Below are 23,492 nucleotides of genomic sequence, written 5' to 3' on the forward strand. Positions count from 1 at the left end.
TTAATATCGATGATGCTTTTGTGCGTCTGCGTATCCCACCGTGGTAAGCCGCGTACATCATTTTTGCGTATTGAATAGCTGCTTGTCGTGCGTGCTTTCATCGATATTGTGTCAGGGATAAACGGTTTCTTATGATGTTCTAATAAAAGATCTGATGTAAACCCTTGAGGGTTTGAGATATTAGTAGATAGGATATATCTGTGTAAATCAAGGGTGTCAAAACGTATTGAGTCTGCAAAAGGGAGTGCTATTTGGTCAAATATTGAGTCAGGAAGATGCCGGTCATGAAGCATGCCCTCTTGCACTAGTTGACCATTGAGGGAGTATGATATATCAGCAGCATAAAGGGTATCATCCCCAGAGAATGCAAGACGCCACTTCAAAGAGGTCTTTTCATTTGACATAATAAAATCTTTAGTATGAAGGGAAAAGGAATCTTTTTCTCCCGGTTTAATTACATCCATGGATTCGGCAAATGTTTGGAATGTGTCAGAATAATGCCTTGTTTCTACTATAAGGGAAATTGAAACAAGTTGCGCAGCAGTTGATTTGTTTTTGACGTGTATCTTTATTGGTGGGGTTTCAAAACAAAAGCGCGCATATTCAAATTCCTTTGTATGAAAGGGGATGGAAAATTCAGAAATCTTGAGATCTTCATGGTTCTCAAGGTTTGCTGAGTCGGCAGCAAAGAAGTTTTGGACTTCATCCAACCCTCTCAGTTCAATTGCTTCGGTATATATTTCATGCGTTGTATGTGCCTCAGTAAGATATTGGCGAAGATCAAAAGACCCGGTAAAAGTGTCTTGGTGTTGAAGAGTTACTTGTTCGCCGGTGTCTATGATTTTTGTATTAGTATGAGATACGTCTTGATAAAATTCTGTAATTATGGAGTCAGATTTTTGAGAAATGAAAATAGAATCTTCTATGAGGGGCATTGTGCCAGAGAACTCCCAAAACACCGCATCTTCTTCGGTTGGGAGGGAGCATGAGAAAGCAAATAAGGTCACAATAAAAGAAAAGAATAACCTACTATAAGTATATCGCAAGAACGGACCCCCAAAGAATGTGTGTTCGCAAAAGATACAATTTACGTAGTTGTTTTGTCAAAAAAGTTTGCAAAATCCCAATAAGTGGTTGTGATTAATACATAGTCATTGATATTTTTATGAGAGCGAGAAATATACCTATGTAGTGTTATCAACATTGGTATGTTTTGTGATTCCAAGATTATGTTGAACAAATAAGAGGGGGTGTTGCTCACGGGTGAGCTACAATGTGTTCATATCAGAATGTTTTGTGAGTTCTGGAAATCCTGTTTTATCTACTGTGTCTTGAACCGTTTGAAGACAAACTGAGGTATTTACCAAACAGTCAGCGTGTATCGTCTGCTATATCAGTTCTTATGGAATGATGGTATGTGTTTTATGTATCTTCTACTCCAATATAAAAAATTTTGTAGACACAAAAAAAGGAGATCCGAAAGGATCTCCCTATATTTCACTATGGAAATAGAATTCTTAGCTCCAGCTTTCAGCCCGAGGTCTACGGGGACGAGCCACGTTAACCTTAAGAGGACGTCCGTCTAGTTCTTGATCGTTAAGGGCGTCAATTGCTGCTTGTCCTTCGTCATCATTCGGCATTTCTACAAATCCAAAACCCTTTGAACGTCCAGACTCTCTGTCTGTGATGATTTTGGCTGATTCAACTTCGCCATATGCCATGAATGCATCGCGAAGGTCTTCGTCTTTAACACCCCAAGAGATGTTACCAACATAAATATTCATACGTAAACTCCTGAAACGTACCGTTTGTAAAAAAAATTACACAGGCACACGCTCTATCACGGTACAATACATCGCGTATACCTCTTTGCGATCCTTCGGTGAATATGTTCGTTTTGGATTTTGAATAATGATCTAGCAAAACATACGTACCATCCAGACACAACTAATATACTCTACGGATGTACAAAGAGATCTTTTTATTTAAAAAAGGTGTTTTTTATTTTCCTCGCTGTCATGTCCCTTGCCGCCGGTGAAAAGCAAGAACAGAGCACCGCAGACTCCCCCAATAATATGAGCTATTTGAGAAATGCCATCTGTTTGGAATGCGCGAAGCCCCTCTCCTCCAATGAATATGAGAAAGACGAGTATGAATGAGAGAGGAATGCTTCCTTTCTTAAGATTTACTGCAGAGACGAGGATGATGTAGAGAAGAACGATTCCGCTTGCCCCATTAATAGCCCCACGGAACAAAAGCAGTTGTATCAAGGAGCTGCTCAGCGCTGTGAGTAGCAGTGCTCCTAAGATCTTCTTTTCTCCATATCGTGCTTCAAGTACGGGGCCAAGCAGGAGGATGACAAAAAGATTGCCTAAGAGGTGTTCGTAGTCTGCATGCCCAATACTATGACTAAAAAGGCGGAGATACTCCCAAGGGTCGTTCCAGGTCATGCTTCCGCTTCTCGAAAAAAACTGGAGGGTTAGGCCGAGTTGGAAATTTGTTTCCACGACCTGCACAATAAATGCTGTTATGGCAAATACGAGAGTTACAGGGGAGTCAAAGGAGATCTTTATGGCACGTTTCATGGGTCCTCCAAGGGGTATGTGGTATAAAACAATATAGAAATAATTTTATTCCTATGCCAGGGTGATGTGTATTTTCTTTTTCTCGTGAGAAAATTATTGAAAGTAAGTGTGCAGCCGTGCTGCATTACATATTTTACTAAGCAATGGCAGTATTTACAATCAGGAGTTTTTGATGTCAAACAGACGGGAAGTTGCAGCACATATTGATAAGTCCCGCCCCGGACATGTGCGAGAGGTTGAACGGGTTTCCACCTATTATGGCAGCAATACGTTCTCCGAGGATAAAATGCGTAAGCGCGTTCCGGAGAAAGTATTTACGGCGTTTAAGGAGTGGCAGAACGGCGGCGAACAGATCTGTTCCGCCTTTGCAGATCAAATAGCCCAAGCTATGATGGAATGGGCCCTTGAAAAAGGAGCAACATCCTATACTCACTGGTTTCAGCCAATGACCGGACTTACGGCAGAAAAACACGACAGTTTTATTTCGCGTAATGGCAAAGCACAGGTGATTGAGCAGTTTTCTGGAAAGAATCTTATTCTAAGTGAACCCGATGCCTCTTCACTTCCTTCGGGAGGCTTGCGTACAACCTTTGAAGCCCGTGGATATACTGCGTGGGATCCTTCTTCCCCTGCGTTTATACGAGAAGTTGAGTTTGGTAAAACTCTCTGTATACCCAGTATTTTTGTGTCATATAATGGAGAGGCCCTCGATAAAAAGCTTCCCTTATTACGGAGTGAGAAGGCCGTGACCCAAGCAGCAGAGCGGCTCTTGCGGATTTTCTCTAAAGATGATGTCTCGGTAAAAACGACCTGTGGTGCTGAGCAGGAATTCTTCCTTATTGATGAAGGGTATTACCGTCTTCGCCCAGATCTTCAGCTCACGGGAAGAACACTCCTCGGAGCTCCTTCTGCCAAGGGGCAACAGCTGGAAGATCAATATTTTGGTTCTATTAAAGATCGCGTTCTGAATTTTATGAACGATGTCGAGAAAGAAGCGTATAAACTCGGTATTCCCATAACCACGCGTCATAACGAAGTTGCACCAAGTCAGTTTGAATTTGCTCCGATTTTTGAAGACTCTGCCCTTGCAGCAGACCATAATCAGTTACTCATGGATATCCTGAAAAAAATTGCACGGAAGCATCGTCTCGTCTGTCTGCTGCACGAAAAACCCTTTGCGGGCGTAAATGGGAGCGGTAAGCACATTAACTGGTCTTTGGCTGATAGCCGCGGTGGAAATCTCTTAAACCCCGGTTCAACTCCCCACGATAATATTCAGTTTCTTACCTTGCTTACAGGGATTATCTCTGCGGTGTATACGCATGGTGATATTCTGCGTGCTTCGGTGGCTTCTGCTGGTAATACGCATCGCTTGGGTGCAAACGAGGCACCGCCGGCAATTATGAGCATTTTTCTTGGAAGTCAATTGAGTAATATTGTTGATGCGATTGTGAATGGCCGCCCTGTGGGTGCAGATGATGATAATCGCATGTCAACGGGAATTTCCTTTATTCCTGATATAGAACGGGATCAAACGGATCGTAATCGGACATCTCCCTTTGCCTTTACCGGCGCAAAATTTGAGTTTCGAGCTGTGGGGAGTGAAATGAATATCTCCACCCCTCTTATGGTTATTAATACCATTGTTGCTGAGGGGTTTGATGCTCTTTCCGATGCACTTGAAGCGGCTGGGGAAAATCTTTCGGTTACAGCTATCACAGCGGTGCTTCAGAAGTTTCTCCAGGAAAGTAAGGATATCCTCTTTGAAGGGGATAATTATTCCCGTGAGTGGGAGGAAGAGGCGGCACGACGCAATTTGCCCAATGTGGTTTCCACGGCAAAAGCCCTTGAGGCATATATCTCGAAAAAAACCATTTCCCTGTTTGAACGCTATGAAGTTTTGAATTCCAGTGAGCTTCACGCCCGGTATATGATTTGGCTTGAGCTCTATAACAATCTGCTTGTTATTGAAGCAGAAACCCTTGAAGAACTTGTTCAGACTGAGGTGCTCCCCACAGCATATAAATTTCAGCGGGAAGTGGGAGAATCGCTCCGCGTACTGCGCGATATGGATCAGGATGACTCTATTCCACTCCCAATTCATGCTGTTGAAGATCGTATTGAGATGTTTGCTCATATTACGGAAGACATTTACATCGTGCGCAAACATATTCATAAACTCCGCGATATGTTGAAGATTATTTCTAAAAAAAGTGATCAAGCAGAGCGTGCCGATTATTTAACCAATGATTTAACGCCGCATTTTGAGCATATCCGTAAACATGTTGATCATCTTGAATCCACCATTGCCGATGATCTTTGGGAGTTACCCAAATACCGAGAGATGCTATTTAATTTATAGCCTGAAAAGCATATTGCTTTGGGGAGAAGATCTTTCTCCCCTTTTTTGTATTTTCAATATATACTTATTGTATTTTAAGAAAATGCTAAAAAGGTAGGGTGGTATCGTCATAGAGTTTCCGCAAAAGTGTACCGCATCGTGGCTTGAAGAGAATGCACATTTGTGCAAGCTTCATGACGAGGATGTGTTCCTTGATTTTTCTCAGACGAACCGTATTGATACGGCCGGCCTTGCCTTTGTACGAGTCTTATCTCAGAATGGGTGTCGAGTACGTGTGCGCAACGCCGGAGAAGAGGTGCGCCCCGCCCTTGAGCGTATGGAGCGGCATTGGCAAGAAAATGACATAGCGGTTTCGCACGCACAGGCCTTTTCAGAACGTGTATTTCAAAGTGTACGCGCCTTTTTCCATGAGCTTCCGGCAGTATTCTCTATTCTTGTGGAGATGCTCTATTGGGGAAGTGTGGGTATGTTGTTTCGACGGAATTATCGCAAGGGTGTGCTGTGGGAACAGATGTATCAGTTGGGGTACAAGGCAACATCCATCGTCATAGCTCTTACATTTTTAATCGGTATTGCCGTGGCTGCTCAATCAATTATACAGATGGAGAAGTTCGGTGCGAGTGTATACACGATGTCCTTAGTTGTCATGGGTATGGTGCGTGAACTGGGGCCGCTCATGGTGGCTATTATTTTTGCCGGAAGAACCGGGAGCGCCATTACAGCAGAGATCGCCACCATGTCAGTGCAGGAGGAGATTGATGCGTTACAAACCATGGGGATTAATCATATTCAGTTTATTGTTGTCCCAAAATTTTGGGCTGCCACGATAACTATACCCTTTTTGACTATTTTAGGAACAGCCTTCGGAATTCTTGGCGGTGCGGTTATTGCCCGCTGGTTGGGCGGGCAGTCGTGGAGCTTTATTTACACAGAATTTCAAAAATCTCTTATTTTTCGTGATATTCTGATTAGTCTCATTAAATCCTTTGTCTTTGCGTGGTTGGTTGTATGGGTCGCCTCATATTACGGCTTTACCGTGCGGGGTGGGGCTGAAGAAGTGGGTAAGAAAACCACCGCTTCGGTGGTTGCTTCGCTCTTTGTTATCATTATTGCCGATGCGCTATTTTCCTTTGTGTATGAGATGTTTTAATATGAATACAGTGATTGAAGTACAGAACTTACGCGCACAATACGGTGACACTGTGGTACTGCATAATGTGTCGACAACAATTTATGAGTCGGAAATTAAGGTTATTTTAGGCACCTCGGGTTGCGGAAAGACAACCTTTTTAAAAAATACCATCGGCTTAATTCAACCTGCAAGCGGGACCGTTCGTATTTTCGGCAAGGAGATGGGAGAGCTTGATGAAAAACCAACAGAAAAAATCCTTCGAAATATTGGGATGATGTATCAATATGGGGCACTTCTCGGATCGTTGCGTGTGTGTGACAATGTCGCTTTACCCTTACGCATGCATACACGCCTTCCTGAAGCGGTAATTTCAGAGATTGTTCGTGTAAAACTGGAGCAGGTTTCTCTGGGAAGAGCATATAATCTTTTTCCAGATGAGCTTTCGGGGGGGATGCGTAAACGTGTTGCCATTGCGCGGGCCCTGGTGATGGATCCGCCCATTCTTTTTTGCGATGAGCCTTCTGCGGGGCTTGATCCTGTTACGGCTCGCGGTCTTGATGAACTTCTTCTACAGATGAAGGAGGAGTTGCAAATAACTATTGTGGTTATTACCCATGAGACAGAGTCGATTCGTCGAATTGCAGACTCAATCCTTTTTTTAGAACGGGGACGAGCTGTCTATGACGGTTCATTGACCGAGGCACTCGCCATGAATGAAGGGCCGGTGCGGGATTTCTTCGATACGAAATATACCGCAGGAAACACCGGCACACAGAAAAAACAACCGCTTTTTACCTTTGAGGGGTATAATCTATGGCCATAACAGCACTCCAGAAAATGCGACTGATACTTTTCATTGTTCTCATGGGTATCGTCGCCCTTGTATTTATCGGAATAGCCCTCGGTTCACGGTTTGTGACAGATTATACCACATACTACGCCTATTTTGAAGGGGAGTCACTTTCGGGGCTTTCCCGGGGGGCATCGCTCCAGTTTTATGGAATTCCCATTGGGTATATTGAGGATATCTCCTATAATGTGGAAGATCTTTCCCGCTTAAAGGTTGAGATTAAGGTACAGGAAGACTTTCCTGTTCGATCTGACATGAAAGCACAGACCGTGGTGGAGGGGATCACAGGCAAAAAACATGTAAATCTGGTGGGGGGGAGTGACCCTTCAGCCACACGATTATCTCCGGGGGAATATATCCCAACAGAACAGTCGATTATGTCTCTGTTTACAAATCATGCTGAGGAGCTTCTTGAGCAGGTGAATGTTACTGTGGGGAACATTAATGAGGTTATAACAAATATAGAACGCCTCACAGGAGATGAGTCGGCCGTAGTAAATATCCTAAAAAACACAGAGGAGATTACCATGGCAATTAATACAGTCACCGATTCTGTGGGGGCTATGGCGCGTTCTATACAGAGTACTCTCGCCCATACAGAGGAGATTGCCATGAAGGTTGATGCCATGGTTGGAACTGTGACAGAAGAAACAGATATTGCTGGACTAATGAATAATGTGGACGGTGCACTTGTGGCAATGCGTGATGTGGCGGAGAAATTTTCCATGACGGCAGAGCAAAGCCGCGAGGATATTTCTGAAATAACCCGTTCTTTCCGTGATGCCTCGGTAAATATTAATATCCTCTCACAACAGTTGCGGGATAATCCCTCTCTCATACTGCGTGGAAGAAATATTCAACGACGGGAGATTAACTGATGAAACGTATTGCCATATCTTTCTGTGTCTTTCTTCTTTATGCGGGGTGTGCACGCACATTTCAGCAAGAGTTTTTTATTTTAAACTATCGTCCGCAGCCTCTTGTGGATCGAAATAGTGAAGCCCCTTATCCCTTTTTATTGCGTATTCGACGGTTTGATGTTGAGAAGATTTATCAAACACACAATATTGTGTACCGGAAAAGTCCGTATCAATTGCAGTATTACGGTTTTCGTCACTGGGCGGTGCACCCTTCCGATATGATGACCGACCTGCTTACATCTCATATTACGGCTATTAATTTGGTAAATCAGGTGGTACATCGCTTTGATGATGCAGAGAGAATGGCAGATTATGAGCTTTCCGGTCGGGTCGAAGCGATTGAAGAGTATAATAGTGAAGATGTCTGGTTTGCTTATTTAAAATACCATATTCGAGTGAAGCGTATCTCCGATGGAAAAACCATTTATTCACGGCATTTTGATTTGCGCAAACGAGCTCCTGAAAAGACACCGGAGTCTGTGGTTCGTACTATGTCGCAAATTGCAGATTATACCTTTACCCGCCTCATGGAAGATCTTGACGATCTTTTTTGGGAAGAGTATCAGAGCCTTGATCGTGAGGAGAGCTGATGAAAACGATTGTCCTTTTCCTGTATCTTTTGTATTTCAGTACAGGAGGTATAGCAGATGAGCTTCCCGGAGAAGAACTTGACCCAGATCGATTTTTTCGTCATATCAGTAGCTCTGTGGAGATGGGGAGTGAGAAGGATGATACGTCTCGAACTCCGCGTGAGCCCCGTGCCCTGCCTCGTTTAAAATGGCTTGATTCAGTGTCTCAGACGTGGGAAGCGCCTCCTCTTTCTGAACAGATTTCAAATGATACCACGGCAATTCGCATTGGTATGGGCGCTATATTTGTGCCTTCCATGAGCAAAAGTCCTGAGGATGAGCCCGAAGTATACATTCTGGATGAGTCCGGTGAGGTGGTCGTTTCTGGCACAACGGGTCGAGGGTATAACCTTGAGCCGGGAACCTATTCTGTAGGAGTGGGTAATATCCCCAAGCGCCCGCTTATTGAGGATGTGGTTGTAGAAGAATCTAAAATGATTCCGGTTATGCCATCATGGGGCGGGGTTCGCTTTGAGGTGATTAATAAAGATGGTACACCAATACGAGGTGAGTATGACATGGCGCGTATGGACCCTATGACTCATTTGGGGCGTGGCCGGGGTCGTGATATAACCCTTGCAGAAGGTCTCTCCGTATGGCTTTTACAACCGGGAACATACAAGGTTGTCTCGCCAGGTATGAGCTTTAACACAATTACAAATTTCATTACCTTTCGTGTCAAACCCGGTGAGTTTATGAATTATACTCTCGTGCAGGAAGAAGCAACATCAACCATTGTCGGAGGTGGGATTCTCGGCACAGGAGACCGTGATGATACGAGGTCTGCCTGGCGCCACTCTCTTAATTTCGGGGGAAGCGCCGATTTAAGCCAGACGAATAATCATCTTCGTGATAGTGTTCATACCAGCCTTGGTTTGTCTCTTATTTTCTACGATCGTAGTTATTATACAAGTGAACAGATCACCTTGGATAATCTCTTAAAATTTGATGTGTCCTTAGCTGTGAATCGAGATGAACTTGATAATCTTACCTTGACCACGGTCCTCGATGAAATGCGTTTCAACACCATCTTTACGTATAAACTCTACGAGCGTTTCGGCCCGTATGGTCGTGGAGAATATGTCTCTGGATTTGTACCATCCCGTGTGTATGCCAACAATGATGGGCGTGATGCTGACGAAAAGCATTTCTTTCTCCTCTATGATGAGCGTTTTGACACCCTTGATACGGTGGAGCCACGAGAAATAGACAGTCTTTCTGAAAGTTATCAGAGTAAGCCTGCGTTTTCCCCTTTGACAATTCAAGGGGGCATTGGAGGAAATGTTCAATTGTTTCGAACTCCCGTTATCAATACGCGGGTGCTTACGGGGTTTGGTATTACCTATGAACGCCGATGGGATGAGTTAGGAACACTTTCTGACACGGAATATGAGGTACTTGATTCGTCCAGCACCTTTTATGAACAATATTTAGATAGAACTCCCCATACCATCCTCTATAATATTGATACAGAACGGTTTAATACCGGTCCTGAAGTTATGTTACAAAACACCTTGAATCTGGGAGCGGTGGCATCGGTGACCACGGAGTTTCGTGCCTTTGCTCCGGTTGATCGTTTTCGACGTCCGGATATTACCTTGAGCAATTTATTCAGTTTGCACTTATTGGGAAATCTTGTTCTTGATTATGACTACACGTATCGCCGTGTTCGGGCTGATGAAGAAGAGTTACGAACTCGCTTTTCCCGACATCGGGTTCTACTCAGATTTTCTCTTTCTCGGTAGAAGCTGAAAAAATATATATTGGTTGTACAGATTATCTCCTGCGGCAAGGATGTTCTGAGCTTAGGGAGTACTCATTAATACTACTGCCGCAGGTTGTATAAGGGTACACCTTTTTTTGGAGTAGCATGTATGGGTAGAGTAAAAGAGTGGGTTGATCAGGTTATTCGGCCTGAAGAGATATCCCGATATTTAGAATCAGACGGTAACGATTTTATCCGCGATACAGAAATTGAGCAAACCCTTAGGGAAAATGCTTCGCCGGATCCGGCCTATATCCGTGATATTATCGCCAAATCAAAATCCCTGGAAACCTTATTACCTCGGGAGACAGCAGCCCTCCTCAATGTAACCGACCCGGAACTCATTGAAGAAATGAAAGAAGCTGCCATGGCCATCAAGCGCCATGTTTATGATAATCGGGTTGTTACTTTTGCCCCTCTGTATATGTCCAGTACCTGTGTCAATAACTGTACCTACTGCTCATTTCGAGAAGAGAATGCAGACACGGTTCGCCGTGTATTGCGTTTAGACGAGGTTGAGCGAGAAATACAGACCCTTGCTGGTGAAATCGGGCATAAACGGCTTATTGTGGTTTACGGTGAACATCCAGATTCAGATGTTTCCTATATTGCAGAAACGGTGAAGGCCATTTATGGTGCAAAATACCCAACACGAAAAGGGTACGGGCAGATACGTCGAGTGAATATTAATGCCGCTCCCCTTTCTATTGCAGACCTTTCGACTCTGAAAGATGTTGGTATTGGTACCTACCAAGTGTTTCAAGAGACCTATCATCATGAAACGTATGCCCGTGTGCATCCCGCAAATACCTTGAAGGGAAATTATGCTTGGCGACTGTATGCCATGGATCGGGCCATGGAAGCTGGTATCGATGATGTCGGTATCGGGGCGCTCTTTGGTCTCTACAACTGGAAATTTGAAGTTATGGGACTTCTTGCGCACACCCGTCATTTAGAAGACCGTTATGGTGTTGGGCCACACACCATTAGTTTTCCCCGGTTAGAACCAGCCAATAATGCACCGGGAATTGCGGAAAGTTCCCCCTATCATGTGACAGATCATGAGTTTGTACGAGCAGTCTTAGCACTTCGGCTGTCTGTTCCTTACACAGGAATGATATTAACGGCTCGTGAAGATGCTGCTTTACGTGATGCGGTCATTCCTTTAGGGATCACCCAGACTGATGCCTCAACACGAATTGGCTTGGGGGCGTATGCGCAGAAAGATACAGCCCAAGAAGCACATCGGCAACAGTTTATTTTGGGTGATACCCGTTCCTTGGATGAAGTTGTGCGTGCCCTTGCCAAGCAGGGTATGATTACTTCTTTCTGTACAGCGGGATACCGTTGTGGGAGAACGGGGGAGAAGATTATGGATGCTTTGAAGAGTGGCCATGAAGGGCAGTTTTGTAAACTCAATGCGATTATCACGTATCGGGAATGGCTTGATGATTTTGGTTCAGAGGAAACGCGGCGTATTGCCGAGCCAATTATAAAAGAGGAAATACGCGAAGTGAAACGAAAGAATCCTGCCATGTATAAGGCTCTAATATCGTATTATGAAAAAACAAAAGAGGGTGCTCGGGATCTTTACTTTTAGAGTTTTCCCTCATAGATATGGTCTCCGGCTTGGTGGAGCTTTTGCTGCACATTTTCCAAGGTTGGCTGATTTGTCGTCAGAACCGGTATGTATTCGCCGAATTCCTTACGAAGACCTTGCATGATGCTCCCCACATTGGCGGCCTTAGTTACGGCATGTACCTGAATAGGGTTTGTTTTTGATGTAGGGTCAAGAAGCACGAGAAAGTTTGTAATGCGCTCATCTTTTTTAAGATAGTCTACCAAGGGGGATCGGGGGTGAGTGCTTTGGCATTCTTCCGACGGGGTAACTGTCTCTGTTACGGCAACTTCTCTTTGCCATATCGCAGAAGGGGAGATTTGTAACCGCGGGGAGGTGCGTCCGCAGGCACAGGGAGTTGTGGTAATTGCACCATGAACTCCTGTTTTACAGCGCAGAAGGGGGAACCCTTGTATACCAAAGGGGGTAATAACAATCTCGCCTGTCTCTCCTTCTGGTAAAAGAGCGCCTTCCGGAGAAACAATTTCAAAATACCCGAGTTCCGGATGGATGTGAAACCCCGTTTTCTCTGGGCATTGAGCGATAAAGGTTGAACAGAGCGGGAAGTGGATAATTTCTATAGCTGAGTCCCCGTGAAGTTGTTCATATTCTTTTCTCCATTTTAACGGAGCGAATATATCGTGAAGAACAATTGTGCGTAGTTTCTTCATGGGAAGATGTTGGGCATAGGCGTGGAGCGTCTGTGTTGTCCCGATAAAGGCATTTGCTGAAAATTGTTTTGCCAAGGCGATACTTTTCTGTGTGGGCTTCACGGAGAGACGCAGGGTGTTCGTATGAAGCGATTCCAAGGCTTTCATGGTTGAAATACCGAGAGAGTTTCCTTCTTCAATAGAGAGGGCTTGTAGGACACGATCTTCCTGTTCAATACCATTCATATGGAGAAAGAGCGAGAGGTCGTAGGCGCGCCGATCGACATCGGATGTGTCAAGCATGAGCAAGATGGGTGCTTTTTCTGCCTTGTGTTCTATACAGATTGATTCCCGTACCGAACCATACTGAGGATACTCTTGTTCCAGAAGTGTTACCGCCTCTGCATGGCTCATGCAGGGGAACTCTTCGGGGAGTGTTCCCTGTGCAAGGAACGAGCGCATTTTTGAGTTATGGGAATAGCGTTCCCGCATGTGGGTGATATGGTTTCCAAAGGCACGCATGCTCCGCTCTTGTATTTCATTGTACGAGAGGAGGTCCCAGGAGAAGTGTGGTTTAAATGTCATTGGCAGCCCTCATAGCAGGAGGTTTCTTTGGAGCAGTATATCATAAAAGAAGGCAAAGAGTGATGAAGAACTGTATTATTCAGAAAATAGTTTCTTCACACTGTCTATGAGTTGTTGTTTGCCAAAGGGTTTTGTGATATAGGCATCGGCACGCATGACATGAAGCCCTACTACGGCATCAAACTCTTCAGATTTTGCCGTAACAATTGCCACCGGTATTGTGGAAAAGTCGGGGTCACTCCGTAGTTTTTTATAGAGTTCCCATCCACTCATTTGGGGCATGGTGAGGTCAAGAAGAATCGCCTGAGGGTTGCATTTTCGTGCTTCTTCAAGTGCGTTCAGAGGATTACTTACAGAGTATACATCAAAGTTTTCCGTCTCAAGGACCATGGTCATGATCTCTGTAATATCTTCATCATCTTCCACAATGAGAATTCGCTTTTTTATCATAGACTAACCTCGCATATCTTCGTTAAAGAGCCAGCTCCAGTAGCGTACCGCTACGGGCAGTGAAAGTAGGGATGAAGCTCCTCGTATACCAAGGGCTATAAGATGAACACGTTCCATGCCGTCCACACCCTTTGCAAATATACTCAAGAGGGACGCTATTGTGATCAGGAAGGCGGAAAAATAGAATAGTTTATAATGTGGTTGTATCATCAGGGCTTCGCCAATACGGCGACTAAGGTAGGCGATTACAAAAAGAAGCGCCACAAAACTGAGATCAAGGAGGTATATCATATCCATAGTTACTTCCGAATCTGTTTCATGGTGTAATACAAGACAATGCCGTTCCAGAGTGAAAGAATGGCTCCCACGGCAAGTAAGAAGGAGGTTCCGTGTTGCGCAAGGGGGGTGCCTATGAAGTTAAGGGCCATGGCAGCAATAAGGCAGACCATGGCAATAAGGAAGCCACGGGTAAACGTTGCTGAATCCAGCTTCTTTTTATAAAATTGTGCGATCCCATACAGAAACCCCTGTATTCCTACAATAGAAAGAAGGTACAGGGACTCAAAGAGCAGGGGTAGTGTGAGTGTTTCCATGGGTACTACTTTTTTCCGAATACGTTCATGAAGGCTTCTTGCGGTTTTCGGTGGGTGATACCGCTCATAATCCCCTCATGGCCTTCAAAAGTCTCTTCGACTTCAATTCCCGTAGGGGTAATTGCATACTGGCGAATATCCTTGTCGTGTTGACTTCCGCGCATTTTTAAAATAAGTAAGGCTTTACGAATGGCACTTTCAACCTCAACGTAGCGAAGAAGAATATACGTATCAACCACAAAGGGGGTTTTGCTGGTGATGCTATTTGGAACCTGTCCCAGTAAGGCATCGTTTTCCTTCAAAAGAACTGAGGTAACCCCTTCTCTTTTAAGGGCGTTAATAAATCGCCGCTCAATATCGCGTACCTCATAATGGTCTCGCGTGAGATATTCAAAGTGGGTCATACTGTCTATGGCAACCCGTTTAACATCGTACTCTTCAATGAGGGAGACGAAATCTCCTTCAGGATTTTCAATTTCATGGAGGGTTGTTTCTGGATCTGAGAAGATGACCCGTAACATACCCTCTTTCTCAAGGGCTCGTAGATCCCAACCCAATTCAAGGGCGTCATGGTAGAATTGTTGCGGAAACTCCTCAAAGGTAATGATAAGACCCGGTTCATTGTATTTTACAATGCCATTATAGATAAACTGCATTGCCAAGGTTGTTTTTCCCGTCCCGGGTGCTCCTTCAATGAGATTTGCAGACCCCGCAATAAGACCACCGCTGATCATATTGTCAAAGGCTTGAATCCCTGTTTTTGCTCGGTGAGAACTCATTGGTGTGCCTCAAGGAGAAAGGTGATAATTGATTTATGTGCATGGAGGCGGTTTTCTGCCTCATCAAACACAATGGATCGTCCACTATCTATAATGTCTGCAGAGACTTCGTCTCCACGGTGAGCTGGGAGGCAGTGCGAGAAGAGAGCATGATCTGGCGCATGCTTCATGAGTTCTGCGTTTACTTGGTAGGGTGCAAAGATTGTGTTTCTGTCTTGAGCTTCATCTTCCTGTCCCATGCTGGCCCACACATCGGTATAGACAAGGTCGGCGTGAGATACTGCTTGAGTGGGAGAGGTGGTAAGGTGAATTTTTCCGCCACTTTGGCGACACAGAGATTGTGCTTTTTCCACGGCGGATTTTGGCGGCTCATAGCCGGGGGGAGTACAGATGGTTATTGTATGCCCAGTAAGGGCGGCATAAAACATGTGAGAGACGCAAACGTTATTTCCGTCACCGATGTATGCCATGTGTATGGTCTCACCCCGAAAGTGTTCCCGCAGAGTAAGCCCAAGGGCAATTGATTGACACGGATGATACTCGTCGGTTAAGGCATTAATGACGGGGATATGCGCACTTTGTGCAAGTTTTTCCACGGCCTGGTGAGAAAAGGTTCGCACCACAAGCAGGTGCACCCAGCGGTCTAAATTTTTGGCCATGTCCTCAATGGATTCACGCTCTCCAAGACGGCCGGTGTTTGCGGCCATACTTAGAGCATTTCCTCCAAGCTCAAATATGCCTGTTTCAAAGGTGATTTTTGTTCGCAGGGATGGCTTGTCGAAAATGAGTACTGCACTTCTTCCACCGAAAATCTCTTTTTGTTCACCCGTGTAACGATCTTTCTTAAGCGTTTCAGCCATGGTGACAATTTCAGTGATTTCAGCGGGTGAAAAGTTTTGCAGGGTTAAAAAATCTCTTTTCATAAATCCTTGCTTCCTTTAAAATATAAATATACGTTAAATGTGGTTGTTTAACAAGGTTCATTCCCCACTTTTTCATAGGGCAAGAATGAAAAACAGGCAGGCGCAAGAGTATCCTATTATATTAAATCTATGTTCATTTAACATATTGAGCGGAGGATCCTGTGGATATCACCGAAGTGAAAGTTATGCCGAGACAAAAGGATGGGAAACTTCTTGCCTTTGCAAACATCGTATTTGACGATGCTTTTGTTGTTCGTGGGATAAAGGTTATTGCCGGAAATAAGGGGCTCTTTATTTCTATGCCGAGCAGGAAGGGTAAAACAGGAAAATATCAAGATGTTGCGCACCCCATAAATAATGATATGCGCATGGCTATTCAACGCGCCGTTCTCGATGCCTATGAAGAGGCTGCCGCAGAAGAAAATGGGCAGGTATCCGAGGGAAATGAAGTATCTGTGGAGTATCAAGAAGAGTAAAAAAGTTTTTTTCTTGACATTATTGCGTTTCCTGTTTTATATTATGGTCACACAAGGGTGGAGAGCCCGATGTTTGAAAAGTACTGGGGTATAGTCAAGTGGCTTAAGACACATGGTTTTGGTCCATGCATTCGGGGGTTCGAATCCTCCTACCCCAGCCATCTTTTCTCTTTCTTATATTCTCAATCCAATTAATTTATTTGCGCTTTCTTTTTTGTGAGGAGGAAACAGTTGGAGACTATTACGCTGACTGCCCGTGCGCGAAACGGTACAGGAAAAAGTTACAACCGTAAATTACGGAATTCCGGATGGATTCCCGCTACGTTTTATGGTTACGGTGTTGAAGCTCTTACAATCGAAGTCGATTACAAAGAGTTTGCAAAGCTGGTAGAACAAAAACGTCACAACAATTTCATCGAACTGAAGGGCGAAGGTATCCCCGGAAATTCTGTGGCTGTGGTTCGCGAGTTTGATAATGATCCCATTAAACTCGATCGATACTACAATATCGATTTTCAAAAAGTCGTTGAGGGACGTCCCGTGACAACCTTTGCTAAGCTGAACCTTGTAGGTACCAGTGAAGGGGTTATTCAAGGGGGTATTCTCAACCAAGCGGCGTACATTGTGCGGATCACCGGAGCTCCCGAGCATCTTGTTAGAGAACTTGCCCTTGATATTGCACCTTTGAAAGCTAAGGGTGATACGATCTCTGCAACGGCCCTTGAGCTTCCTGAAGGAGTGTCTCTTGCGGGATCTCAAAATCAGGTTTTAGCTCGTTTATTCTAAGGCGTATTTCCCTTGTCTGATTTACGACATGTCCTTGTGGGCATAGGTAATCCAGGAAAACAATATGAATGCACTCGGCATAATGCAGGCTTTATGGTGCTTGACACTTTGCGAAGCCATCCCTTCTTCCCGTCATGGGAAGAGCAAGAGTGTGGGTTTTCTCGGGTTTGGAAGTCTCATGAGCGGGGAGTTCTTATCGTTCAGCCTGAGACCTATGTGAATCGGACTGGTGTAGCTTTGGCTGAACTGCTTGAAAAATACGATGTTTCTGTGGAGAATCTCCTTGTGCTGGTGGATGATTTTAATCTTCCCCTTGGAACAATACGATTTCGCAGAAGCGGAGGTGATGGCGGTCATAATGGCTTGAAATCCTTAATAGAATATGTTGGTGAGTGTTTTGCCCGTTTACGAATAGGTATCGGCCCGGTGCCGGTGTCACAGACTGTGGTTGATTTCGTGCTTGGGGAATTTTCTCCAGATGAAACCGACTGTATGGTAAAAACGCAGAAGCGTGCCGCAGAGGCGTGTACCGTATATTTCGATCAGGGCATCGACAGGACGATGAATAGATATAATTGTTAAAAATATTTTCCGTTTCGGAAATATTGTGGAGGAAATAGAATGAAAAAATATGAAACTGTTATGGTTTTTGACGGCGCCCTGCCCGAAGAGACCATTGCAAAGGAGCAGCAAGGAATTGAAGGGCTTATCAAAAAAGAGTGTTCCCTTGTTACTGTTGACGTATGGGGTAAGAAAACCCTTGCGTATCCGATAAATGATAAAAAAAGTGGATTTTACTGCCTGTTTGTATATGAGTACGATAAAGATGCAAATGCGCTGATCAATGACTCTGTACGGTATAACGATAATGTTCTTCGTACCATGACTGTTATTGCTGATGACTCTCCCGTGGTAGCGCAGAAGAGCGAGAGTGGTGCTGTTGCAGCTCCAACAAGTGATGATTCCGGATCTGAAGGAGAAGAATAATGCCAAGAAAAAGAAAAGTATGCATGTTTTGCGAGGACAAGATTGTTCCTTCCTATAAAAATGTAGAAAATTTGAAGTCAAAGATCACATCTCGCGGTAAGATTTTCCCCCGTAGAATTACCGGTGTGTGCGCAACTCATCAAAGAATATTGGCACGTGAAATTAAACGAGCCAGACAGCTTGCCCTGTTGCCTTTTGTTGCAGAGAATATTAATAAGTAGGGTTAAGGAGAGACATAATGAAGATTATCTTAATAAAAGATTACCCGAGACTGGGTAGCAAAAATGATGTGGTTGAGGTAAAGCGGGGATATGCACGAAACTATCTTATTCCCGAAGGAATTGCCGTAATGGCAACCAAGGGGAATTTACGGCATGCCGAAGAGATGAAAAAATATTCTCATAAGCATGAAGAGCGTGCCATTGCCCTTGCACAGGAAAATGCGGAAAAAGTAGCTGGTCTGACCGTAACATTACAGCGAAATGCAAAAGCAGAGAGCGAAAGAATTTACGGTTCGGTTTCTTCTGTTGATATCGCAGAGGCATTACAGGCTGAGGGGATTGACGTTCATCATTCCTCCGTTCTTATTCCAGAGCGAATCAAGAATCTCGGTGTGTATGATATTACGGTTAAGCTGCATAAAAGTATTGAGGCGACTCTGAAACTCTGGGTTGTACGCGAAGAGGAGTAAGGGTGAGTCGATTTCTGTATCGAGGGGTGTCTGCCAATGCAGGCAGCCCTTTTTTTCGTTTGATCAGAGTAAAAAGGAGAAAGAGTCATGGCAGAACAGAAAAATAAAATGTGGGATGGGCGCTTTTCACGGCCTTCAGCAGAGCTAATGGAGCGGTTTAACAACTCTCTTCCCATTGACCAACGCTTAATTGAAGAGGATATTCGCGGTTCAAAGGCATGGGCCGGTGGGCTTTTGAAAGAGGGCGTTCTCACAGCAGAAGAGTTTACCCTGATCTGTTCCGGCTTAGATTCAATTTCAGCACGATACCGTGCTGGAGAAGAGCTTTTTACTGCTTCCGATGAAGATATTCATATGGCCGTGGAGCGACTTCTTGGCGATGAGATTGGGGAGGTTGCGGCAAAACTACATACGGGGCGATCGCGCAATGATCAAGTGGCGACCGATTTTCGTCTGTACGTTAAAAATAGTGTGGCAACTTTGGTGAATAGCCTTACCCGGGTGCAGAAGGTTCTTCTTACCATGGCAGAACGTGACAGAGATGTGATAATTCCAGGATATACGCATTATCAACAGGCACAACCCGTTGCACTTTCTCATTATTGGCTCTCATTCTTTTTTATTTTAGATCGTGAAAAAAAACGACTTCATGCAGCCTCTGAAGGGGCTGATATATTGCCTCTTGGTTCAGGGGCCATTGCAGGAAGTGGCTTTGCCGTAGACCGGAGTGCCTTAGCTGAAGAGCTTGGTTTTTCGCGGATCACCGATAACTCTATGGATGGGGTTGCCGCTCGTGACTTTGTTCTCGAAGCACTTCACGCCATAGCATCTTTGGGAATAACCATAAGTCGCTATGCAGAAGATCTCATTGTCTGGTCCACCTATGAATTTGGCTTTATAGAGCTTGATGATCAGTGGTCAACGGGGTCTTCCATGATGCCGCAGAAAAAAAATCCCGATTCTTTGGAATTGATTCGGGGAAAATCAGGACGATTCTTGGGTAATTATACCCGTTTTGCCACGACCCTTAAGGGCATAGGGTTAACCTACTTTAAGGATTTGCAGGAAGATAAAGAGCCCTTTATTGATAGCTATGAGGAAATGAACCTTGTACTTTCTGTGTGTGAGCATGTTCTTGGAACACTGGCGGTACGGAAAGAGGCTATTGCCGAAAAATTAAATCCCTTTTTGCTTGCCACAGACGTGGCAGACTACCTTGTGCGCAAGGGGGTTCCCTTTCGAAAATGTCACCATATTGTGGGACGTCTCGTTGGAGATTGTATTGCCCGCGGGGTAGAGCTGACCGATCTGAGCGTAGAAGCGCTGCGTGAATACTCTCCCCATTTTGGCGAGGATGTGCAGGCTCTCTTTTCGTGGGAGACAGCCTTGAAAGGGAGAGATATTTATGGCGGGACTGGCCCAGGCAGTGTGGAGAAGCAGCTTGCAAAAGCGCGTGAACTCCTCAATAACGCATGATACAGGGAGCAGTGCTTGTCTCTTTGCGTGGCATTCTCTTCCTTTACCCTTAAGGTTTGTCGTCCATGAACCGACAAAAAGGAGAGAGAGTGGCACGAACAAGGATGTTATCATGTCAAATATTAACCCCAGGACGGGGAAACGTAAGGGGCGCTTTTTATGGAAAGGCGATCCCCATGATCGCGCTCGAGAAATTGAAGAAATACGCCGGAGAGTCAGCTCCGGGTATTACTCTTCTAATAAGGTAATGAACGGGTTGGTAGAAGATCTTGCTCCTCAAATGAGTGACAGTATTGGTATGGAGATGTATGGATAAGGCACAGCGCTTTGCAGAGTTTCTTTTTCTTGCACATGAAGCAGACGGGGAGGTGTTTCTCCTTGATTCGGTTGAGACAGAACATGCCGTAAAGGTGTTGCGTTTTGCTGAAGGAGACCCTATTCAGGCAACAGATGGAGCGGGGATGATATTCTCCGGTGTTGTTTCAAAAATAAAAAAGGGTACAGCCCTCTGCACCGTTCAGGAATGTAGAACTGTTCCTCCTCCTTCTGTACGTATTGATGCGTATATTGGGATACCGGAAAAGAATCGCTTTGAGCTTCTCTGTGAGGCTCTTCCGCCTTTGGGGGTACAAAAAATTATTCCTTTTTATGGGGAAAATTCTAAAAAGCATTGGTGGTCTGCAGGTTGGAAGTCTGCCATTCGTCGGTATGAGCGTCTTATCCGGTCATCGGTAAAACAGTCTCACAATCCGTATATTACAGAGATTTCTGCTCCGGTTGCTTTCGATTCTCTGCGAGAATCCACCCGCGCACATGAACACTATATCGCTTCTTTTGATGGAGAGCGGGGGAGCAGGCTACAAACACTTCACGGGCAAGCTTCTTCGCATTGTGCTCTCATTGTTGGCCCCCCCGAGGGATTTTCCCCAAGAGAGGTGGAGCAGCTTCAGATCTTTCGGAGAGCGTCCTTTCTCTCCTTGGGAAAGTATCGATTACGTACAGAAATAGCCGCAGTTGCTGCTGCTGAATTAGTATCTCACATCGTCTCCTGATTTTTTTTGCCTGTTTTTCTGCATACTGCAGGGCATCTGCTTCTGAGATAAGGTCTGCTAAGCAGTTGTGCGCATTTTCTTCGGTGATAGGAAGTATGCCTATACTACAAGATATTGTATAGGGAGTGTCGTGGGTTTGAGAAAAGGTATCAAGCTCGTGTTGAATCCTCTTTCGTACTTCCTTTGCCCCCTTTGTGGTGTGAAGAAACAGTACAAACTCATCTCCTCCGTATCGTCCAAGTATATCCGCATCACGTATGCTTCGGCGTAAGACTTGGGCGAGATTGCAAATAGCTGCATCGCCCTGTTCATGCCCGAGAGTATCGTTGATTACTTTCAGATTATCCATATCAAGAAACAGAAGGGCCGCGGTGCTTTTATCGCGCTGAATTCGTAACAAGTGTGCTTCAACAAGGTTGAAAAATCCCCTTCGATTATACAGAGAAGTGAGACTGTCTTTTACGGCTAACTCGTGAATCTCCTCTATCATGTGGGTTTCTTGTAAAGCAGTTGATATAGAGATACGTAGGGTTTCGTATACGTTGATAGGATGGTGTTTTTGATATGGTATAAGCAATATACCAAACTGCTCTTGTCCATGAAAGAGGGGAAGAGTGAGACGATGAACATACTTTCCCACGTCAGTATTTTGTACTGTTTCAAAAAATGAAGAAAAGGCGATACGTGGAGCAGGGATTGGAGAGTATTCTCGTGTGTGGGGATACTCCCATGGCAGGGTGATATATTCAGGAGGGCGCCATTCATCACCGTGGCGTATGGGCGTTTCGTAGAGCCCAAGAATAGCGCCGGGAATTTGTAACTCATCGAAGGTTTTGCCCAGTTTTTGGTAAAAATCTTCTGTACCGAAGGAGGTTAGTATTTCATGCGTTGCAATACGAATTTCCCATTGGCGGGTATTTTGTTCTTCGATAGTTCGTTGTTTATTGTTGAGTTCCATGTTTTTTACAATCATGAGGGCATCAAAGAGAAGGGTATGTAGTCTCTCCTGCTCAAAATACTCTGCAGCAACAGAGGGGATTTCTTGGGATAATAAGCGAAAAAGAGTATACCACGGCGCGTAATTATGACTTATTTGATCATATTCAATTAAGTACTTGCTGAGCAGAAAAATAAAAGAATGGTGCCTGTCAGGGTGAAAGGCGTGGCGAAGAGTTTCATACCATTCATGTACCGTGGACGTATCCAGATGGTGCTCGGCGAAAAGAAGGTTGAGTGAGGATGCAGGAGGAGAAGGTGTTTGGTCTGTGGTTCCATGAAATATGCATCCGCATGATTGGCGCAGAGTGAGGGTGCAGGGAATGAGATAGTTGTGAGGCGCGGCATCAGATATTATTTCTGAATGTAGCTGTTGTGCGCCAAGGGAGCCAATTTCTAAGAACGGTTGTGTTACCGTACTGATAGATGGAGAAACCAGTCCGGATAAAGCTATGTCATCAAAACCGGTCACGGCAATATCATGGGGAACGGTGAAGCCTTGGTAGTACAGCTCTTCAATAGCACCAAGGGCCGTAAAGTCATCTGCGCATACCACGGCATCAAAGCTAATATTCTGCTTTAGTAAAGAGGCGATGGCGTGATGCCCCGACTTTTTTGAGAATGAGCCTGGGATAATCCGCTCTTCCTGAGACGGTATTCCCAGCTCCAGTAGAGTATCTTTGTATGCGGAAAGACGCTCCATCGCCTCGGGATGAGTTGAAGGGCCTGTAATACAGACAAACTTTCGTTTACCGTGTTGCTCGTAAAGATGCTGAATCATGGCACGTATGCCACTGCGGTTTTCAACGCATACACTACTGACGCCGGGAACGCGCATGGAAAGGGACACCACCGGTTTCTGAGTAACTGAATGGCAGTACTCTATGGCTTTTTGCGGTGATTCGCCATCTGCAACAGAGCCTGCAAAAATGAGGTACCCATCGAAACAGGAACTTGATTTTATGAGATCAAAAATAACATCATAGTGGCATTCAAAGGTGCCTAAATGGCCTTGAACAGTACCAATGAAAAGGGTGGTCTCTATGCGATGTGTATTGCAATAGGACTCAATGCCTTTCCACATTTGGTGTTGGCAATTCTCTTCCAGAGATGAAACAACAATAGCAAAATGGAGTTTTTTCTCCACTATACACCCCCACCGATGAATAGGTTGTTCTTAGTATATC

Annotated in this window: 25 protein-coding genes, 1 tRNA gene and 1 pseudogene; 17 read left to right on the forward strand and 10 right to left on the reverse strand. The window is 44.8% G+C overall.

Annotated features, from left to right (window positions below; genetic code table 11):
- The 3 genes from CALK_RS07015 to CALK_RS07025 all read right to left on the reverse strand — a co-directional run.
- Positions 1 to 935: hypothetical protein (locus CALK_RS07015; RefSeq protein ID WP_155851823.1), on the reverse strand; the 935-nt coding region annotated here is incomplete at its 3' end.
- 582 nt (positions 936 to 1,517) lie between these two features.
- A complete protein-coding gene (locus tag CALK_RS07020; RefSeq protein ID WP_022636978.1) occupies positions 1,518 to 1,784 on the reverse strand; it encodes an RNA recognition motif domain-containing protein in 267 nt (88 codons plus the stop codon).
- Positions 1,785 to 1,985: 201 nt separating this feature from the next.
- Entirely contained in the window at positions 1,986 to 2,585 is a 600-nt protein-coding gene (locus CALK_RS07025; RefSeq protein ID WP_022636979.1) for a rhomboid family intramembrane serine protease, read from the reverse strand.
- Positions 2,586 to 2,757: 172 nt separating this feature from the next.
- On the opposite strand from CALK_RS07025, the gene CALK_RS07030 reads away from it, so the two are divergent.
- From CALK_RS07030 to hydG, 7 genes are all read left to right on the forward strand, one after another.
- On the forward strand, positions 2,758 to 4,947 hold the full coding sequence (locus tag CALK_RS07030) for a glutamine synthetase III family protein (protein WP_022636980.1): 2,190 nt from the start codon (positions 2,758 to 2,760) through the stop codon (positions 4,945 to 4,947).
- A gap of 160 nt (positions 4,948 to 5,107) precedes the next feature.
- Positions 5,108 to 6,097, forward strand: coding sequence for an ABC transporter permease (locus tag CALK_RS07035; RefSeq protein ID WP_022636981.1), 990 nt, complete (start codon positions 5,108 to 5,110; stop codon positions 6,095 to 6,097).
- A gap of 1 nt (position 6,098) precedes the next feature.
- Positions 6,099 to 6,902 (forward strand): ABC transporter ATP-binding protein, encoded by an 804-nt coding sequence (locus CALK_RS07040; RefSeq protein ID WP_022636982.1) that lies wholly within the window; start codon positions 6,099 to 6,101, stop codon positions 6,900 to 6,902.
- Positions 6,893 to 7,807 carry an MlaD family protein gene (locus CALK_RS07045; RefSeq protein ID WP_022636983.1) on the forward strand — a complete coding sequence of 305 codons (915 nt, stop codon included), beginning with the start codon at positions 6,893 to 6,895 and terminating at the stop codon, positions 7,805 to 7,807. The genes CALK_RS07040 and CALK_RS07045 overlap by 10 nt, the downstream gene beginning before the upstream one ends.
- Entirely contained in the window at positions 7,807 to 8,439 is a 633-nt protein-coding gene (locus CALK_RS07050; protein ID WP_022636984.1) for an ABC-type transport auxiliary lipoprotein family protein, read from the forward strand. Before CALK_RS07045 ends, CALK_RS07050 begins: the two co-directional genes overlap by 1 nt.
- Positions 8,439 to 10,223: a hypothetical protein gene (locus tag CALK_RS07055; protein ID WP_022636985.1), complete on the forward strand. Its 1,785-nt coding sequence runs from the start codon at positions 8,439 to 8,441 to the stop codon at positions 10,221 to 10,223. Before CALK_RS07050 ends, CALK_RS07055 begins: the two co-directional genes overlap by 1 nt.
- A 129-nt stretch (positions 10,224 to 10,352) precedes the next feature.
- The gene (gene hydG, locus CALK_RS07060) at positions 10,353 to 11,843 is read left to right on the forward strand and encodes a [FeFe] hydrogenase H-cluster radical SAM maturase HydG (RefSeq protein WP_022636986.1); all 1,491 of its coding nucleotides are present in this window, start codon (positions 10,353 to 10,355) and stop codon (positions 11,841 to 11,843) included.
- Here the strand turns inward: hydG and CALK_RS07065 are convergent.
- The 6 genes from CALK_RS07065 to argF all read right to left on the reverse strand — a co-directional run bounded on the left by CALK_RS07065 (position 11,840) and on the right by argF (position 15,841).
- A complete protein-coding gene (locus CALK_RS07065; RefSeq protein ID WP_155851824.1) occupies positions 11,840 to 13,096 on the reverse strand; it encodes a phenylacetate--CoA ligase family protein in 1,257 nt (418 codons plus the stop codon). The two genes, hydG and CALK_RS07065, sit on opposite strands and share 4 nt — an antisense overlap.
- Positions 13,097 to 13,171: 75 nt before the next feature.
- Positions 13,172 to 13,546, reverse strand: a complete 375-nt coding sequence (locus CALK_RS07070) for a response regulator transcription factor (RefSeq protein WP_022636988.1) — start codon at positions 13,544 to 13,546, stop codon at positions 13,172 to 13,174.
- Between the two features lie 3 nt (positions 13,547 to 13,549).
- Positions 13,550 to 13,843, reverse strand: coding sequence for a hypothetical protein (locus tag CALK_RS07075; RefSeq protein WP_022636989.1), 294 nt, complete (start codon positions 13,841 to 13,843; stop codon positions 13,550 to 13,552).
- 2 nt (positions 13,844 to 13,845) lie between these two features.
- Complete coding sequence (locus CALK_RS07080; RefSeq protein WP_022636990.1) at positions 13,846 to 14,139, reverse strand: hypothetical protein; 294 nt, start codon at positions 14,137 to 14,139, stop codon at positions 13,846 to 13,848.
- A gap of 5 nt (positions 14,140 to 14,144) precedes the next feature.
- Positions 14,145 to 14,918, reverse strand: coding sequence for an RAD55 family ATPase (locus tag CALK_RS12200; protein ID WP_022636991.1), 774 nt, complete (start codon positions 14,916 to 14,918; stop codon positions 14,145 to 14,147).
- A complete protein-coding gene (argF, locus tag CALK_RS07090; RefSeq protein ID WP_022636992.1) occupies positions 14,915 to 15,841 on the reverse strand; it encodes an ornithine carbamoyltransferase in 927 nt (308 codons plus the stop codon). The genes CALK_RS12200 and argF overlap by 4 nt, the downstream gene beginning before the upstream one ends.
- 161 nt (positions 15,842 to 16,002) lie before the next feature.
- Between argF and spoVG the strand changes: the two genes are divergently transcribed.
- The 10 genes from spoVG to CALK_RS13280 all read left to right on the forward strand — a co-directional run bounded on the left by spoVG (position 16,003) and on the right by CALK_RS13280 (position 21,309).
- Complete coding sequence (gene spoVG / locus CALK_RS07095) at positions 16,003 to 16,317, forward strand: septation regulator SpoVG (protein ID WP_022636993.1); 315 nt, start codon at positions 16,003 to 16,005, stop codon at positions 16,315 to 16,317.
- A gap of 84 nt (positions 16,318 to 16,401) precedes the next feature.
- Positions 16,402 to 16,478 (forward strand) — tRNA-Gln (locus tag CALK_RS07100).
- Positions 16,479 to 16,548: 70 nt separating this feature from the next.
- Positions 16,549 to 17,103 (forward strand): 50S ribosomal protein L25, encoded by a 555-nt coding sequence (locus CALK_RS12205; RefSeq protein ID WP_022636994.1) that lies wholly within the window; start codon positions 16,549 to 16,551, stop codon positions 17,101 to 17,103.
- A 12-nt stretch (positions 17,104 to 17,115) separates the two neighbouring features.
- Positions 17,116 to 17,685, forward strand: coding sequence for an aminoacyl-tRNA hydrolase (pth, locus tag CALK_RS07110; RefSeq protein WP_022636995.1), 570 nt, complete (start codon positions 17,116 to 17,118; stop codon positions 17,683 to 17,685).
- 39 nt (positions 17,686 to 17,724) lie between these two features.
- Complete coding sequence (gene rpsF, locus CALK_RS07115; RefSeq protein WP_022636996.1) at positions 17,725 to 18,090, forward strand: 30S ribosomal protein S6; 366 nt, start codon at positions 17,725 to 17,727, stop codon at positions 18,088 to 18,090.
- Positions 18,090 to 18,311 carry a 30S ribosomal protein S18 gene (rpsR, locus tag CALK_RS07120; protein WP_022636997.1) on the forward strand — a complete coding sequence of 74 codons (222 nt, stop codon included), beginning with the start codon at positions 18,090 to 18,092 and terminating at the stop codon, positions 18,309 to 18,311. The genes rpsF and rpsR overlap by 1 nt, the downstream gene beginning before the upstream one ends.
- Before the next feature lie 17 nt (positions 18,312 to 18,328).
- Positions 18,329 to 18,781 carry a 50S ribosomal protein L9 gene (gene rplI, locus CALK_RS07125; RefSeq protein WP_022636998.1) on the forward strand — a complete coding sequence of 151 codons (453 nt, stop codon included), beginning with the start codon at positions 18,329 to 18,331 and terminating at the stop codon, positions 18,779 to 18,781.
- 87 nt (positions 18,782 to 18,868) lie between these two features.
- Positions 18,869 to 20,257: an argininosuccinate lyase gene (gene argH, locus CALK_RS07130; protein ID WP_022636999.1), complete on the forward strand. Its 1,389-nt coding sequence runs from the start codon at positions 18,869 to 18,871 to the stop codon at positions 20,255 to 20,257.
- Between the two features lie 112 nt (positions 20,258 to 20,369).
- On the forward strand, positions 20,370 to 20,573 hold the full coding sequence (locus CALK_RS07135; RefSeq protein WP_022637000.1) for a hypothetical protein: 204 nt from the start codon (positions 20,370 to 20,372) through the stop codon (positions 20,571 to 20,573).
- Positions 20,566 to 21,309, forward strand: a complete 744-nt coding sequence (locus CALK_RS13280; RefSeq protein ID WP_022637001.1) for an RsmE family RNA methyltransferase — start codon at positions 20,566 to 20,568, stop codon at positions 21,307 to 21,309. The genes CALK_RS07135 and CALK_RS13280 overlap by 8 nt, the downstream gene beginning before the upstream one ends.
- A 10-nt stretch (positions 21,310 to 21,319) precedes the next feature.
- Here the strand turns inward: CALK_RS13280 and CALK_RS07140 are convergent.
- A pseudogene (locus CALK_RS07140) lies at positions 21,320 to 23,452 on the reverse strand (diguanylate cyclase domain-containing protein); the annotation flags it as partial.
- Positions 23,453 to 23,492: the final 40 nt, after the last annotated feature.

The sequence above is a fragment of the Chitinivibrio alkaliphilus ACht1 genome, from assembly GCF_000474745.1.
GTDB lineage: Bacteria > Fibrobacterota > Chitinivibrionia > Chitinivibrionales > Chitinivibrionaceae > Chitinivibrio > Chitinivibrio alkaliphilus.